Genomic DNA, 14,569 nt, shown 5'->3' with positions numbered 1-14,569 from the left:
GCCCATGCGCATCGAGGTCCTGCAGCCGGGCGAGGTCTTCGTCTTCGGGTCGAACGCGTCCGGCGCGCATGGCGGGGGAGCAGCGCGGTTCGCGTATGACCGGTTCGGTGCGGTCTGGGGCCAGTCCGAAGGGCTGCAGGGCCAGTCGTACGGCATCGACACGATGTCGGGTCTCGGCGTGTTCGAGGAGCAGGCCGGGCGGTTCCTCGACTTCGCCCGGCAGCATCCGGAGCTGAGGTTCCTCGTGACCGAGGTCGGCTGCGGCATCGCCGGCTATACGCCCGAGCAGGTGGCCGGGTTCTTCGCGGGCGCACCGGAGAACGTCGTGCTGCCGGAGAGCTTCGTCGCCGCGATCGAATGAGGGGCCGGGCCCGCGTCAGGGGGCGGGGGAGACCTCGATGACGATGCGCCCATCCTGGATCTCGCCGAGCCGCGGCCCCTCACCCGCAGATGGGGCGGGGGCCGGAAGCTGGTTCCGCGTCTGCCAGTCCAGCCGCGCGTCGTGTGCGGACGGGTGGAACAGCGCGAAGACGTCCATGGTGCGACGCTAAGCGGCGCTCGTGTGGCGGCACATCACCCGGAAGGACGATGTTCGCCTCCTCCCTTGGTACGGGGTGATAACAGGAAGCCACCCCGCCGCCCCTCGGGTCTCGCTCCCGCGCGGCGCGCGGCGGTCAGCTCGGGAGGAGATGTGCACTGCGGAGGACGAAGTCGTCGGATTCGGTCCTCCCGAACGCACATCTCCTCCCGACCTGCACGTGCCGGTAGGCCCTGATGGTCGTGGGCGTGCGTCGGCGTGCGCTGCGGTGCGCTGCCGCCACGGCCTGCGCGCGCAGCGCCCACAGCGTGCGGCGGGCAGCTCCGGAGGGAGCAGCTCGGGAGGAGATGTGCACTGCGGAGGACGGAGTCGTCGGATTCGGTCCTCCCGAACGCACATCTCCTCCCGAACTGCACGAGCCACGGCCCACGCACATCGCGAGTAGACGCCCAAGGGGGTCTCGCGGGGGATGGCGGCGTCCCCGCGCCCTCGCTTGCGGCGGCGAGGCGCGCGGAGCCTCCGACCGCCCCCCGCGTCCCGCTCCGAGAAACAAGAATCCGGACGAGACGTCACGCGGCGCGTGGTGTCTCGTCCGGATTGTCGTTTCTCGCGGATGTGGAGGGGATGACGGGAATCGAACCCGCACCATCAGTTTGGAAGACTGAGGCTCTACCATTGAGCTACATCCCCGCAGCGGCCTGCGCCGCAGCATCCCCGAGTCTAACCGAACGCCGCGCCGCTCTTGGACGCATGACTCGCGAGCCGCCCGCACCGGATCCGCACCGCGCCCGCACCGCGCCCCCACCGGCCCGCTCCGCACCGGCGCCGCCCGCGCCACATCCGCACCGCGCCCGCTCCGGAGCCGCGCCGCCCGCGCCGCATCCGTGCGCATCGGCGCAAGCGAGGCTGCAACGGACGTGCCGCCGAAGGGCTTCGGGATGTGGGCACAGATCTGGCACGGGCGGATCGACTAGACTTCCGGGGGACGTTCGTCGTGCGCGCACGTGCGCACCGCCCGGGGCGTAGCTCAGCTTGGTAGAGCGCCCGCTTTGGGAGCGGGAGGCCGCAGGTTCAAATCCTGTCGCCCCGACGGTCGGATCCCTCAGACCCAAACGTATGACCGCCGCTTCTGCGCGCGGACCATCACAAGGAGAACGAAAAGGCATGGTCAACAGCACCGTCGAGAAGCTCACCCCGACGCGGGTGAAGCTGCACATCACGGTCTCGCCCGACGAGCTCAAGCCCAGCATCGCGCACGCGTACGAGCACATCGCGCAGGACGTGCAGATTCCGGGATTCCGCAAGGGCAAGGTGCCGGCTCCGATCATCGACCAGCGCATCGGGCGCGGCGCGGTTCTCGAGCACGCCGTCAACGAGGGACTGGACAAGTTCTACCGTGAGGCCGTCGCGGCGCAGAACCTGCGCGTGCTCGGCCGGCCGAACGCCGACATCGTCGAGCTTCCCGAACTGAAGGACTTCTCCGGCGATCTCATCGTCGACGTCGAGGTCGACGTTCGTCCCGAGTTCGACCTGCCCGCCTACGAAGGCATCACGATCACCGTGGATGCTCTCGAGGTCGACGAGGCCGCCATCGACGAGGAGCTCGACCGCCTGCGCGCCCGCTTCGGCACGCTCGTGACCGTCGACCGCCCCGCCGCCACGGGGGACTTCGTCGAGCTGAACCTCGTCGCCACGATCGACGGCACCGAGATCGACCGCGCCGAAGGTGTGTCCTACGAGGTCGGCTCCGGTGAGCTCCTCGAGGGCATCGACGAGGCGATCGAGTCGCTCACCGCGGGCGAGGAGACCACCTTCCGCTCGAAGCTCGTCGGTGGAGACCACGCCGGCGAAGAGGCCGAGGTCGCGGTCGTCGTGACCGCCGTCAAGGAGCGCGAGCTCCCCGAGGCCGACGACGACTTCGCGCAGATCGCCAGCGAGTTCGACACCATCGGCGAGCTGCGCGAGAGCCTGAAGGACCGCGTCGCTCAGCAGTCCAACTTCACGCAGGGCTCTGCCGCCCGCGACAAGCTGGTGGACGAGCTCCTCTCCCAGGTGGAGATCCCCGTGCCGCCGCAGCTCATCGAAGACGAGGTGCACACCCACCTCGAGAACGAGAACCGTCTCGAGGACGACACGCACCGCGCCGAGGTCGCCGAGGCCAGCGAGAAGCAGTTCCGTACGCAGATGCTGTTGGACAAGGTCGCCGAAGAGGCGGATGTCCAGGTGTCGCAGGACGAGCTGACCCAGTACCTCATCCAGTCGGCTGCGCAGTACGGCATGGCGCCGCAGGAGTTCGTCGACGCGCTGCAGCAGGGCAACCAGCTGCCCGCCATCATGGGCGAGGTCGCGCGTAACAAGGCCCTGGCCGTCGCGCTCGCCCGGGTGAACGTCGTCGACACCAACGGCAACCCGGTCGACCTCAGCGGCTTCGTCGCCATCGAGGACGAAGCGGCGGCCGAGGAAGACGTCGTCGAGGAAGCCCAGGAGATCGCTGACGCCGCCGCGGACGAGGAAGCCGTCGAAGCCGAGGAGAAGCCGGCCAAGAAGAAGCGTGCCCCCGCGAAGAAGGCCGCCGCCGAGGCCGAGCCTTCGCCCGAGCCCAGCACAGGCGAGGCCATCGAGGCCGAGGAGAAGCCCGCCAAGAAGAAGCGCGCCCCGGCGAAGAAGAAGACCGACGCCGCAGAGTGACACGCGGTTTGTAAGAAGGGGGTGGATGCTGCGGCATCCACCCCCTTCTGCATGAAAGGACGATCGTGACCGAGACATGGGATGACCGCGTGGCGGCCGTCTGGGACGATGCGACGCTGCGTGACGGCCAGCGCATCGCCGCGATCGATGCGCTGGCCGCGGAGCGCGACCCCACCGACCCGCGCGCGCTGTTCGAGCGGGCGGGCGCCCGCGACGCGGCCGGGCGGGAAGCAGAGGCCGAGCCGCTCTACCGGGCCGCGCTCCGTGGGGGCCTCCCGGAGGACCTGCGGACGCAGGCGGTCATCCAGCTGGCCAGCACGCTGCGCAATCTGGGGCGCTCCGATGAGGCCGTCGCCCTGCTGGAGGAGGAGTCCGTCAGCGCGGCGGGGAGTCCCCTGCGCGACGCGGTTGCGGCGTTCCTGAGCCTTGCGCTGGTGTCCGCGGGCGAGCCCGATCGCGCCGCATCCGTCGCGCTGCAGAGCCTGGCGCCTCACCTGCCGATGTACACCCGCGCCGTGACCGCTTATGCGCGGGAGATCGCGCAAGGACGCGCCTGATCTGCCGACGGCGAACACGCGTACCGGGCCTCTGACGCGCCGGTAGATTCGAACCCAGATCGAACGGAAACAGGAGCACACATGCCCGAACCCCTGGTCGCAACAAGCGTCTTCGACCGGCTGCTGAGAGACCGCATCATCTGGCTTGGCTCAGAGGTGCGCGACGACAACGCGAACGAGATCTGCGCCAAGATCCTTCTGCTGGCTGCCGAAGACTCCGAGAAGGACATCTACCTCTACATCAACTCGCCCGGCGGCTCCATCACGGCCGGCATGGCGATCTACGACACGATGCAGTTCGTGCCCAACGACATCGTCACCGTCGGTATCGGGATGGCGGCTTCCATGGGTCAGCTGCTGCTGACCAGCGGCACGAAGGGCAAGCGCTACATCACGCCCAACGCCCGCGTCCTGCTGCACCAGCCCCACGGTGGCTTTGGCGGTACCGCCAGTGACATCCAGACCCAGGCGCAGCTCATCCTCGACATGAAGAAGCGGCTCGCCGAGATCACCGCTGCGCAGACCGGCAAGCCGGTCGAGCAGATCAACGCGGACGGCGACCGTGACCGCTGGTTCAGCGCCCAGCAGGCGCTGGAGTACGGCTTCGTCGACCACATCCGCGAATCCGCGACCGACGTCATCGGTGGCGGCGGCACCGCCGACGGCGGACCGGCAGCCTGAGACCCGCGTCGAAAAAGAAGGACATTCCCGATATGCAGACACCCACATTCGGCGGCGCGAACCCGCAGGCGTTGCAGATGCCCGGCAGCCGCTACGTCCTCCCGCAGTTCGAGGAGCGCACGGCCTACGGCTACAAGCGCCAGGACCCGTACAACAAGCTGTTCGAAGACCGCGTGATCTTCCTCGGTGTGCAGGTCGATGACGCGTCCGCCGACGACGTGATGGCGCAGTTGCTGGTGCTGGAGAGCCAGGACCCCGACCGCGACATCATCATGTACATCAACTCGCCCGGTGGCTCGTTCACCGCGATGACCGCGATCTACGACACGATGCAGTACGTCTCGCCGCAGATCCAGACCGTCGTCCTCGGACAGGCAGCCTCGGCTGCCGCTGTCCTGCTGGCCGCCGGTGCGCCGGGCAAGCGACTCGCGCTGCCCAACGCGCGCATCCTGATCCACCAGCCTGCGATGGGCGAGGCCGGCCACGGTCAGGCCTCCGACATCGAGATCCAGGCGCAGGAGATCATGCGGATGCGCACCTGGCTCGAGGAGACGCTCGCAAAGCACTCCCACCGCTCGCAGGAGGAGGTCAACAAGGACATCGACCGTGACAAGATCCTCTCCTCCGAAGAGGCGGTCACGTACGGACTTGTCGACCAGGTCCTCACCACGCGCAAGCGAACCCCAGCGGCCGCTCTCACCCGCTGATCGAATCCGAAGCCCCGCCGCACACCGGCGGGGCTTCGGCGTTCCAGGCGGCGCCGATCCGTCGCCGTCGCAATACGCTCCGATGTCGGCCCCAGCGGTTAGGCTCGAAGCATCCTGTATGACCCTGCCGAAGGAGGAGGAGCCGGATGGCACGCATCGGTGAGAGCGCCGACTTGTTCAAATGCTCCTTCTGCGGAAAGAGCCAGAAGCAGGTCCAGCAGTTGATCGCCGGCCCCGGCGTCTACATCTGCGACGAGTGCGTCGAACTCTGCAACGAGATCATCGAAGAGCGGATGGCCGAGTCCTCCGCCGGCGTCGTCTCCGAGTTCGACCTGCCCAAGCCCCGCGAGATCTTCTCCTTCCTGGAGGAGTACGTGGTGGGCCAGGACGCGGCCAAGCGTGCGCTCTCGGTCGCCGTGTACAACCACTACAAGCGCATCCGTGCGCACGGCACGCTCCAGCCCGCCGAACAGCGCGCCGAAGACGTCGACATCTCCAAGAGCAACATCCTGCTGCTCGGCCCGACCGGGTGTGGCAAGACCTACCTCGCCCAGACGCTGGCGAAGCGACTCAATGTGCCGTTCGCCGTCGCGGATGCCACGGCCCTCACCGAGGCCGGTTACGTCGGCGAAGACGTCGAGAACATCCTGCTCAAGCTCCTCCAGGCCGCTGACTTCGACACGAAGCGCGCCGAGACCGGCATCATCTACATCGACGAGGTCGACAAGATCGCCCGTAAGGCCGAGAACCCCTCCATCACCCGCGATGTGTCGGGGGAGGGCGTGCAGCAGGCACTGCTGAAGATCCTGGAAGGCACCGTCGCCTCGGTCCCCCCGCAGGGCGGGCGCAAGCACCCTCATCAGGAGTTCATCCAGATCGACACGACGAACGTTCTGTTCATCGTCGCCGGTGCCTTCGCCGGGCTCGAGGAGATCATCTCCTCCCGCGTCGGCAAGCACGGTGTGGGCTTCGGCGCCCCACTGCACGACAAGGGCGGCGACCTCAACCTCTTCGGGGAGGTCCTGCCCGAAGACCTGCACAAGTTCGGTCTCATCCCGGAGTTCATCGGACGTCTGCCCGTCGTCGCCTCGGTGCACCCGCTCGATCAGGACGCGCTCATGGAGATCCTCACCGGACCCAAGAACGCCCTCGTGAAGCAGTACCAGCGCATGTTCGAGCTCGACGGGGTGCAGCTCGAGTTCGAGGAAGACGCCCTGCGTGCCATCGCCGATCTCGCTGTCGGCCGAAAGACGGGCGCTCGCGGGCTCCGCGCCATCCTCGAAGACGTCCTCGGGCCGATCATGTTCGACATCCCCTCGGCCGACGACGTGGCCAAGGTGATCATCACTCAGCCGTCCGTGAACGAGGGCGCGACTCCGACGCTCGTGCTGCACCAGAAGCGCAAGAGCGCCTGACTCAGCCACTCCGCTGTCGGCGGGTGCCTCTAGCGTGGCGGAATGAGCACGCCCAGGCCCTTCCGTATCTCCGTTCCGGACGACGTCCTCGACGATCTGCGGGCGCGTCTGCGCGGTGCGCGGCTGCTCGCTGACTCCCCGAGGCGGATGCCGTCGGGGATGACAGCGGCCTACCTTCGCGAACTCGTGGATGCGTGGATCGTCTTCGACTGGCGCGCGCGGGAGGAATGGCTCAATTCGCATCCGCAGTACCTCACCGGGATCGACGGGTCCCGCCTGCACTTCGTGCACCGGAAGTCCACGGCGCCGGACGCGCCCGCGCTGCTGATCATGCACGGGTGGCCGCACACGTTCGCACTCCAACTCGAGCTGGCCGATCGTCTTCCCGACTTCGATGTCGTCCTCCCGAGCCTTCCCGGTTTCGCGTTTTCGGAGCCGTACGCCGATGCCCCGATGACGGAACTCCGCCTCGCGGAGACCATGCACGCCCTCATGACCAAGGTCTTGGGCTACCGGAGCTATGTGACCTACGGGGAGGACGTGTCGGCGAATGTCAGCGACCTGCTCGCCTCGACCCACCCCGACGCGGTGCGGGCGATTGTGGCCACGCACGCGCATTTCGGTTCCCCGGCGGAGCGCGCGAGGGCCGACGAGCCCGACGTGCAGGCCTTCTTCGAGCGGTTGGCCGCTGATCATCAGCTCCACGGAGGCTACGGCCAGATCCAGGCGACACGACCCGACACCCTTGCGACGGCGCTGAACGACTCGCCGGCCGGTCTGCTGGCGTGGCTCGTCGAAAAGATCGTCGAGTGGGCTGACGTCGCCCCCGGTGACCCGGCCCGGATCGAAGCACGCATCAGCCGGGAGCGGCTTCTCACGGAAGCGATGATCTACTGGGTCACGCAGTCCATCGGAACGTCCTTCCGCCCGTACTACGAAGGCGCCGATCAGCCGGAGCCCATGGCGCCCACCGACGTCCCGGCGGCGGTGTTCATCCAACGGCACGAGCACGACTACCCGGAGGTGCTCGCCCGCCGGTTCTACCGGGATCTGCGCGTCTTCGAGCGCCTCGCGGCGGGCGGGCACTTCACGGCCGCGGAGATCCCGGAGGAGCTGGCCTCCCGCATCCGCGCGTTTCTGGGGTCGCTGCCGTGAGTGCGGTCAGTCGGTGAGCCCGCGACGTTCCAGCAGCGGCTGAATGTCCGCGTCGCGGCCGCGGAAGTCGCGGTAGGCCTCCAGGGGATCCTTCGCCCCGCCCACTCCGAGCAGCCGCGCCCGGAATCGGTCGCCGTTGTCGCGGCGCAGGCCGCCGTTCTCCCGGAACCACTCGACGGTGTCGGCGTCGAGAACCTCGCTCCAGATGTACGAGTAGTATCCGGCGCTGTATCCGCCCGAGAACACGTGCTGGAAGTACGTCGAGGCGTAGCGAGGGGGCACGACCGGGTTGTCCAGGCCGATGTCGGCCAACGCCGCCTGCTCGAACGTGGACACGTCGATGTCCGCGGCCGCGTCCGCCGCCGACAACCCGTGCCACGCCTGGTCGATCCAGGACGCGGCAAGATACTCGCTCGTGGCGAAGCCCTGGTTGAACGCCTCGGACGCGTGGAGCCGGTCGACGACATCGGTGGGAAGGGGCTCGCCCGAGTCGACATGCCGGGCATAGTTCGCCAGGACCTCCGGGTCGAAGATCCACATCTCATTCACCTGGCTGGGGAACTCGACGAAGTCGCGGAACACCGCCGTTCCACCGAAGTGCGGATACGTCACACGCGCGAAAAGCCCGTGCAGTGCGTGCCCGAACTCGTGGAAGAGCGTCGTGACTTCGTCGAGGGTGAGGAGCGTCGGGGTTCCGGCGGCGGGCTTGGAGACGTTCAGGTTGTTGACCACGACGGGCGTCGTGCCGCGGAGCTCGGACTGGGTGACGATGGAGTTCATCCAGGCGCCGCCGCGCTTGGTGTCGCGGGTGTAAAGGTCGAGGACGTACAAGCCGAGTGGCGAGCCGTCGGGCTCGAAAACTTCGAACACGCGGGCGTCCGGGTGGTACGCGGTGAGATCATCCCGCTCACGGAATCGGATGCCGTAAAGGCGTTCCGCGGCGAAGAAGACGCCGTCCTGCAGCACGCGTTCTGCCTCGAACCAGGGACGGAGCGCCGTGCGGTCGAGGTCGTATTCCGCTGCGCGGACCTTCTCGGTGTAGAACGCCCAGTCGTGCGCCTCCAGGGTGAACGTGCCGTGTTCCTCGTCGAGAAGATGCTGCAGCGTCTCCTCCTCTCGGCGGGCGTTGCGGGCGGCGGGGGCAGCGAGCCGGCGGAGCATCCCGTGGACGGCCTCGGGCGAGCCGGCGGTCTGGTCCGCCGTCACGTAGGCGGCGTGGCTGGTGTAGCCGAGCAGCTGCGCCCGTTCAGCGCGGAGGCGCGCAATCTCCCGCAGGACGTCGCGATTGTCGTGGGCGTTGCCCCGGGTACCGCGGGAGCGGGAGGCCTCGAGGAGTCGTCGGCGGCTGTCGCGGACGGTCAGTGTGGACAGATACGGATGGCCCGTGAACAGGGTCAGTGTGACGACGTACTTTCCGGGAAGTCCGCGATCGTCGGCGGCTTGAGCGGCCGCGGAGAGTTCACCCTCCGACAGCCCGTCGAGCTCGGCTGCGTCGTCGAACACGACCGCGAGATCATTGGTGTCCGCCAGCAGATTCTTCTCGAACGTCGTGGTCAGGACCGAGAGTCGCTGGTTGATGTCCATGAGGACCGACTTCTCGTCCTCGCTCAAACCTGCGCCGGCGCGGGACATCTCCCGGAATCGACGGTGCACGAGATAGCGCTGCTCGTCGGTCAGGTCCAGCTCGTCGAGGCGGTCGCGAATCGCTCGGATGCGCGCGAACAACTCCGCATTCAGCGCGATGGCGTCCTGATGCGCGGACATCAGCGGGGCGAGCGTCTCTTCGATGTCCTGGATCTCCGGCGTCGCGTCCGCCGATGAGACCGTGTAGAACGTGTGGGCGACGCGCTCAAGCTTCTCGCCACTGTCCTCCAGCGCCCGCAAGGTGTTCTCGAACGTCGGGGGCTCTGCGGCCCGGGCGATGAGGTCGACGGCTGACCGCTGCGCGGCCATCGCCTGCTCGAAGGCCGGGAGGTAGTCGTCGGTCCGGATGGCGGCGTAATCGGGGAGCCCGTGGGGGAGCGGGCTGGCCGTGAGCAGCGGGTTGGTGCGGTCCATCTCGCCAGCGTAGCCAGGGTCCGGGGCTTCGCAGCGCCGCGGAGCCCGGCGGCGGCGCACCGGGTCCGCGGAAGCGGGAATGGGAAGGCGGAGGCGGAGCTTGTGACAACGAGGACTTGCACGTATTCCGCTGAAGGCATTGCCGAAGGACCCTGACATGACCATTCACGCCATACCGGCATACCGAGCTCTGGACGGGTCGGGGGCGGAGCGTCTCCTCCCGCGCGGCGGCGGTGCGGAACCGCAGCGCGACGCCGGATCCGGCGTGCATCCGGACCTGATTCCGTGATGGCACTGACAGGGGCTCGCCCTGATCGTCGTCGTCGACGGGCAGCGCGTGACGGCCTGGGACGAGACTTCGGCAAGCTCTGGACCGCCGCCGCCTTCAGCAATTTCGCGGACGGGGTGGGGCGCACCGCGGTGCCGTTGGTCGCGACCACCCTCACGAGTGACCCGCTGACCATCTCCCTGTTCGGCGCTCTCGCCTTCCTGCCCTGGCTCGTGTTCGGCCTTCCCGCGGGCATGGTCGTCGACCGCTTCGATCGCCGGATGGTGATGGCCGCGGCGAATGGGCTGCGGGGCGCGGCCGCGCTGTGGCTGGCGATTCTCGGGGTGACCGGTGACGTGACGGTGGCCGCCCTGCTCGCCGGCACCCTTCTGTTCGGTCTGGGCGAGACGCTCTTCGACAACGCCACCAATGCCGTCGTCCCCGGCGTCGTTCGTCGCGATCAGCTTGAGCGCGCCAACGGGCGCATCCAGACTGCGCAGGTCACGATCGACAATTTCGTCGCCACGCCGATCGCGGGAGTCCTCTACGCCGTCGCGCTCGCGCTGCCGCTGTGGTGCGGAGCGGCCGGATACCTCGTGCCGGTGGTACTCGCCCTCTTCCTGCCGGTGACGGCCGCGCGACCGCTCCGCCAGGCGCCTCCGTCGACCTCGGCTGAACCGCCCTCGGCCCCCGGCGCGGTCCCTGCGCCCCCCGCGCGAGTCCCGACGCGGGACGCTCTCCGTTATCTCGCGCGGCACCGCTACCTCCGGGCCATGGTGGTGTTCGTCTCAGTCCTCGGTTCGGCGTTCAGCTTCGCGCAGGCGACGACGCTGCTGTACTTCCTCGACGAACAGGGGGTCGCCCCCGGGGCCATCGGGTTCGTCACGGCCGGCCTGGGAGTGGGCGCCATCCTCGGGTCGGTCCTCGCAGCATGGTTCGTGCGCCGCTTCGGCCGCGGCCCGGTCATGCTGGGCGCGAACCTCGTGGCCGTGGCGGGGATGACGGCGATATGGCTGGCGCCCGGGGTGGTCGTCGCCGTCGTGTCGTTCGCCGTGTTCGCCTTCGCGGTGTCGCTCTGGAACGTCCCCTGGTCCGCCCTTCGACAGCAGATCGTGCCGCCGATGCTCTTCGGACGGGTGCTGGGGGTGATCCGGATGCTGACATGGGGACTCTTCCCCGTCGCCACCGTGCTCGGGGGCGTCGTGGCGCGCGTCGATCTGCGGCTGCCGTTCGTTGTCGCCGCCGCGGTGGTCCTCATCACGACGCTGGCCTGCTCGCGGCTTCTCATCCGGGGCACGCGGGAAGCCGGGGCCGAGGCGGGCGCCCTGCCGGTCGAGGACGACTAAGAGATGCCGGTGTCGTCGTCCTTGCGCACGACGACCTCGCCGTTCGGGTCGACCGTGACGATCACACCGGTGTCCAGTTCGGCGACGGGGCGGTGTTCCAGCCAGGTCAGCGTCCAGCGCGGCGTCGGCTGGTGCGCCAGCTGGTCGGCGGGGAGGAGGCGCTCGACAGCGGCGATCTGGGCGTGGAGCACCTCCGGCACGGCGGACGGCGGGGTTTGGCCGGAGGTCCAGCGGGTTCCGAGTTGCATCAGTCCTCCTGGGGGGTGAAGCGGATGTCGAGCACCGAGGTGGACTCGGCGTCGGTGAATGTGATCGACGCGATGCGGCCGACCGCGCGCAGGTCGCCCTCGGCGAGCTGCAGGGCAGCGGAATGGGGGCCGGCGACGGTCGCCGACTCCACGGGGGTCTTCTGCGAGACCTTCGCCTCGGTCTTCGCCCGACGGATGCCGATCAACGCCTCACCCACGGCCGTGAGGATCGCCGGGTCACCGTCGATCCCGACCGGCTCCGGCCACTCCGCGCCGTGCACAGAGCCATCGTTGAACCACGACCACGCCTCTTCGGCAGCGAACGCGAGCACGGGCGCGAACAGGCGGATGAGGGTGGACAGCGCCATCCTCAGCGCGAGGGCGGCCGACGCCTGGCCGACGTCGGAGGAGGGGTCGTAGGCGCGTTCCTTGACGAGCTCGAGGTAGTCGTCGCAGAACGTCCAGAAGAAGGACTCGGTGACTTCCAGTGCGCGCGCGTGGTCGTACCCCTCGAGCGCCTTGGTCGCCTCCCGAACCACGCCGTCCAGCGTCGCGAGCATCGAGGCGTCCAGCGCGTGCGTCACCTCCGCGCCCTCCGGCACGGGGAAGGACAGCACGAACTTCGCGGCGTTGAGGAGCTTGATCGCCAGGCGCCGCCCGATCTTGATCTGTGTCGGGTTCTGCGGGTCGAAGGCGGCATCCGTCCCCAGGCGGCTCGAGGCGGCCCAGTACCGCACCGCGTCGGAACCGTGCTGCACGAGGATGTCGGCGGGCGTCACCACATTGCCCTTGGACTTCGACATCTTCTTGCGGTCGGGGTCGACGATGAAGCCGGAGATCGCGGCATCCGTCCACGGAGCGCGCCCGTCCTCGAGGGCGCTGCGCAGCAGCGTGGAGAACAGCCAGGTACGGATGATGTCCTGCCCCTGGGGGCGCAGATCGAACGGCGCGACGGTGTTCCACAGCTCTTCGTCGCGCTGCCATCCGCCGGCCAGCTGCGGCGTGAGCGAGGACGTCGCCCAGGTATCGAAGATGTCGCGCTCGGCATCGAACCCACCCGGCACGCCCCGCTGGTCTTCGGTGTACCCCGGCGGCACGTCGGTGGTCGGGTCGACGGGGAGGTTCGCGAGGTCAGGTGTGAGAACGCGCCCGTAATCGCGCTCACCGCTCTCATCGAGCGCGTACCAGACGGGGATCGGAACGCCGAAGAACCGCTGGCGCGAGACGAGCCAGTCTCCGGTGAGTCCGTTCGTCCAGTTCTCGTAGCGCACGCGCATGAAGTCGGGATGCCACGAGATGTCGCGGCCGAGCGTGATGAGGCGCTCGCGCAGCTCAGCGTCGCGGGCGCCGTTGCGCACGTACCACTGGCGCGTGGAGACGATCTCCAGCGGCCGGTCGCCCTTTTCGAAGAACTTGACGGCGTGGGTGAAAGGCTTCGGGTCGCCGACCATCTCGCCCGATTCCTGCAGGAGCTCGACGATCCGCTTCTTCGCGCTGAACACCGTCTTGCCGGCGAGCTCCGCGTACGCGGCCTTCGCCGCATCCGTCTGAACCACGTCGGGGGCCTCGGGCAGCACGCGGCCGTCTTTTCCGAGGATCGTGCGGTTGGGCAGGTCGAGCTCGCGCCACCAGATGATGTCGGTGACGTCGCCGAACGTGCAGATCATCGCGATGCCCGACCCCTTGTCGGGCTGGGCAAGCGGGTGGGCCAACACCGGCACCTCGACGTCGAACAGCGGCGTGCGCACCGTCGTGCCGAAGAGCGGCTGGTACCGCTCGTCGTCGGGATGGGCGACGAGGGCCACGCAGGCGGGCAGCAGTTCGGGGCGGGTCGTCTCGATGAAGACGTCGCTCTCGCGGCCGTGGAAGGCGAGGCGGTGGTACGCGGCGGGCTGCTCGCGGTCCTCCAGCTCCGCCTGGGCGATCGCCGAGCGGAAGTCGATGTCCCACAGCGTCGGCGCGAGCGCCTGGTAGGCCTCGCCGCGATCGAGGTTGCGCAGGAACGCGAGCTGGCTCGTGCGCATGGTGTCGTCGGAGATCGTGCGGTAGGTCTGCGTCCAGTCCACGCTCAGTCCGAGCGAGCGCCACAGCGCCTCGAACGTCTTCTCGTCTTCGACCGTCAGCCGTTCGCAGAGTTCGATGAAGTTCCGCCGGCTGATGGGCACCTGGTCGGCCGCCTTGCTCGACTTGTTGTCGCCGCCTTCGTACGGCGGGGCGAATTCCGCGTCATACGGCAGCGACGGGTCGCACCGCACGCCGTAATAGTTCTGCACGCGGCGCTCGGTGGGCAGGCCGTTGTCATCCCACCCCATCGGGTAGAACACCGTCTTTCCGCGCATCCGCTCGAAACGTACCTTCACGTCGGTGTGCGTGTAGCTGAACACGTGGCCGATGTGGAGGCTCCCGGACGCCGTCGGCGGGGGAGTGTCGACGGAGAAGACGCCGCCGCGACCGGCTTCGACGGCACGGGCGCGGTCGAACAGGTACGTGCCGCGTTCCGTCCACGCGGCATCCCACTTCCGTTCGAGGCCTTCCAGGGCGGGCTTGTCGGGAATGTGCGCGTCGGCCATGGGAACTCCTCGATATGTGCGGCACTGTGTGAGCGTGCCTGAGTGTGGGCGTGCTCGATTCTACCGCCCGCCCGCGGCCGGTCTTCGTGCACGCGCGTGAGGGACGCCCGCGAGCCGGCGGAAAACGAGGGGATCTCGGATATCGAGGAGCGGATCCCGCATCCGGCTCCTCGATTTGCGGAATCTCCTCGAAAAACGTGGGCGCCGACCCCGCGCCCGCCTCGGGGCTGGGCGGTTCGCGTGCGGGGAATGGCCCGCGCAGTCCGCGGGCGGAAGCTCAGCGCGGCACGGGAATCGAGGGGATCTCCGATATCGAGGAGCGGACCCCGCATCCGGCT

General features: G+C 68.6%; 12 protein-coding genes, 2 tRNA genes and 1 pseudogene. 10 read left to right on the top strand and 5 right to left on the bottom strand.

Annotated elements, in window-relative coordinates:
• The first annotated feature begins 4 nt into the window (after positions 1–4).
• A complete protein-coding gene (locus AC4FS2_RS06700) occupies positions 5–361 on the top strand; it encodes an A1S_2505 family phage non-structural protein (protein ID WP_491152588.1) in 357 nt (118 codons plus the stop codon).
• A gap of 15 nt (positions 362–376) precedes the next feature.
• On the opposite strand, the gene AC4FS2_RS06695 is transcribed toward AC4FS2_RS06700, so the two are convergent.
• Complete coding sequence (locus tag AC4FS2_RS06695) at positions 377–538, bottom strand: hypothetical protein (RefSeq protein WP_491152590.1); 162 nt, start codon at positions 536–538, stop codon at positions 377–379.
• Positions 539–1,154: 616 nt separating this feature from the next.
• Positions 1,155–1,228, bottom strand: a tRNA-Gly gene (locus tag AC4FS2_RS06690).
• A 326-nt stretch (positions 1,229–1,554) separates the two neighbouring features.
• On the opposite strand from AC4FS2_RS06690, the gene AC4FS2_RS06685 reads away from it, so the two are divergent.
• From AC4FS2_RS06685 to AC4FS2_RS06655, 7 genes and pseudogenes are all read left to right on the top strand, one after another.
• Positions 1,555–1,628 (top strand) — tRNA-Pro (locus AC4FS2_RS06685).
• A 74-nt stretch (positions 1,629–1,702) separates the two neighbouring features.
• Entirely contained in the window at positions 1,703–3,226 is a 1,524-nt protein-coding gene (gene tig, locus AC4FS2_RS06680) for a trigger factor (protein WP_491152591.1), read from the top strand.
• 65 nt (positions 3,227–3,291) lie between these two features.
• Positions 3,292–3,783, top strand: a complete 492-nt coding sequence (locus AC4FS2_RS06675) for a tetratricopeptide repeat protein (protein WP_491152594.1) — start codon at positions 3,292–3,294, stop codon at positions 3,781–3,783.
• A 69-nt stretch (positions 3,784–3,852) separates the two neighbouring features.
• Positions 3,853–4,464, top strand: a pseudogene (locus AC4FS2_RS06670) (ATP-dependent Clp protease proteolytic subunit); the annotation flags it as partial.
• 32 nt (positions 4,465–4,496) lie between these two features.
• Positions 4,497–5,171 carry an ATP-dependent Clp protease proteolytic subunit gene (locus AC4FS2_RS06665; RefSeq protein ID WP_491152596.1) on the top strand — a complete coding sequence of 225 codons (675 nt, stop codon included), beginning with the start codon at positions 4,497–4,499 and terminating at the stop codon, positions 5,169–5,171.
• Positions 5,172–5,317: 146 nt separating this feature from the next.
• The gene (gene clpX / locus AC4FS2_RS06660) at positions 5,318–6,586 is read left to right on the top strand and encodes an ATP-dependent Clp protease ATP-binding subunit ClpX (protein ID WP_491152598.1); all 1,269 of its coding nucleotides are present in this window, start codon (positions 5,318–5,320) and stop codon (positions 6,584–6,586) included.
• Positions 6,587–6,628: 42 nt separating this feature from the next.
• On the top strand, positions 6,629–7,741 hold the full coding sequence (locus AC4FS2_RS06655) for an epoxide hydrolase family protein (RefSeq protein ID WP_491152600.1): 1,113 nt from the start codon (positions 6,629–6,631) through the stop codon (positions 7,739–7,741).
• A gap of 6 nt (positions 7,742–7,747) precedes the next feature.
• Here the strand turns inward: AC4FS2_RS06655 and AC4FS2_RS06650 are convergent, their stop codons facing one another.
• Positions 7,748–9,799, bottom strand: coding sequence for a M3 family metallopeptidase (locus AC4FS2_RS06650; protein WP_491152601.1), 2,052 nt, complete (start codon positions 9,797–9,799; stop codon positions 7,748–7,750).
• A gap of 157 nt (positions 9,800–9,956) precedes the next feature.
• On the opposite strand from AC4FS2_RS06650, the gene AC4FS2_RS06645 reads away from it, so the two are divergent.
• Positions 9,957–10,088: a hypothetical protein gene (locus AC4FS2_RS06645; protein WP_491152603.1), complete on the top strand. Its 132-nt coding sequence runs from the start codon at positions 9,957–9,959 to the stop codon at positions 10,086–10,088.
• Positions 10,088–11,413, top strand: a complete 1,326-nt coding sequence (locus tag AC4FS2_RS06640) for an MFS transporter (RefSeq protein WP_491152604.1) — start codon at positions 10,088–10,090, stop codon at positions 11,411–11,413. The genes AC4FS2_RS06645 and AC4FS2_RS06640 overlap by 1 nt, the downstream gene beginning before the upstream one ends.
• On the opposite strand, the gene AC4FS2_RS06635 is transcribed toward AC4FS2_RS06640, so the two are convergent.
• Together AC4FS2_RS06635 and valS are read right to left on the bottom strand one after the other, a co-directional pair.
• The gene (locus AC4FS2_RS06635) at positions 11,410–11,661 is read right to left on the bottom strand and encodes a hypothetical protein (RefSeq protein ID WP_491152607.1); all 252 of its coding nucleotides are present in this window, start codon (positions 11,659–11,661) and stop codon (positions 11,410–11,412) included. The genes AC4FS2_RS06640 and AC4FS2_RS06635 overlap by 4 nt on opposite strands.
• Entirely contained in the window at positions 11,661–14,231 is a 2,571-nt protein-coding gene (gene valS, locus AC4FS2_RS06630) for a valine--tRNA ligase (protein WP_491152609.1), read from the bottom strand. Before valS ends, AC4FS2_RS06635 begins: the two co-directional genes overlap by 1 nt.
• Positions 14,232–14,569: the final 338 nt, after the last annotated feature.

This window comes from Microbacterium sp. Z10_103 (assembly GCF_058310455.1).
This window is presented reverse-complemented; position numbering and strand designations above follow the sequence as displayed.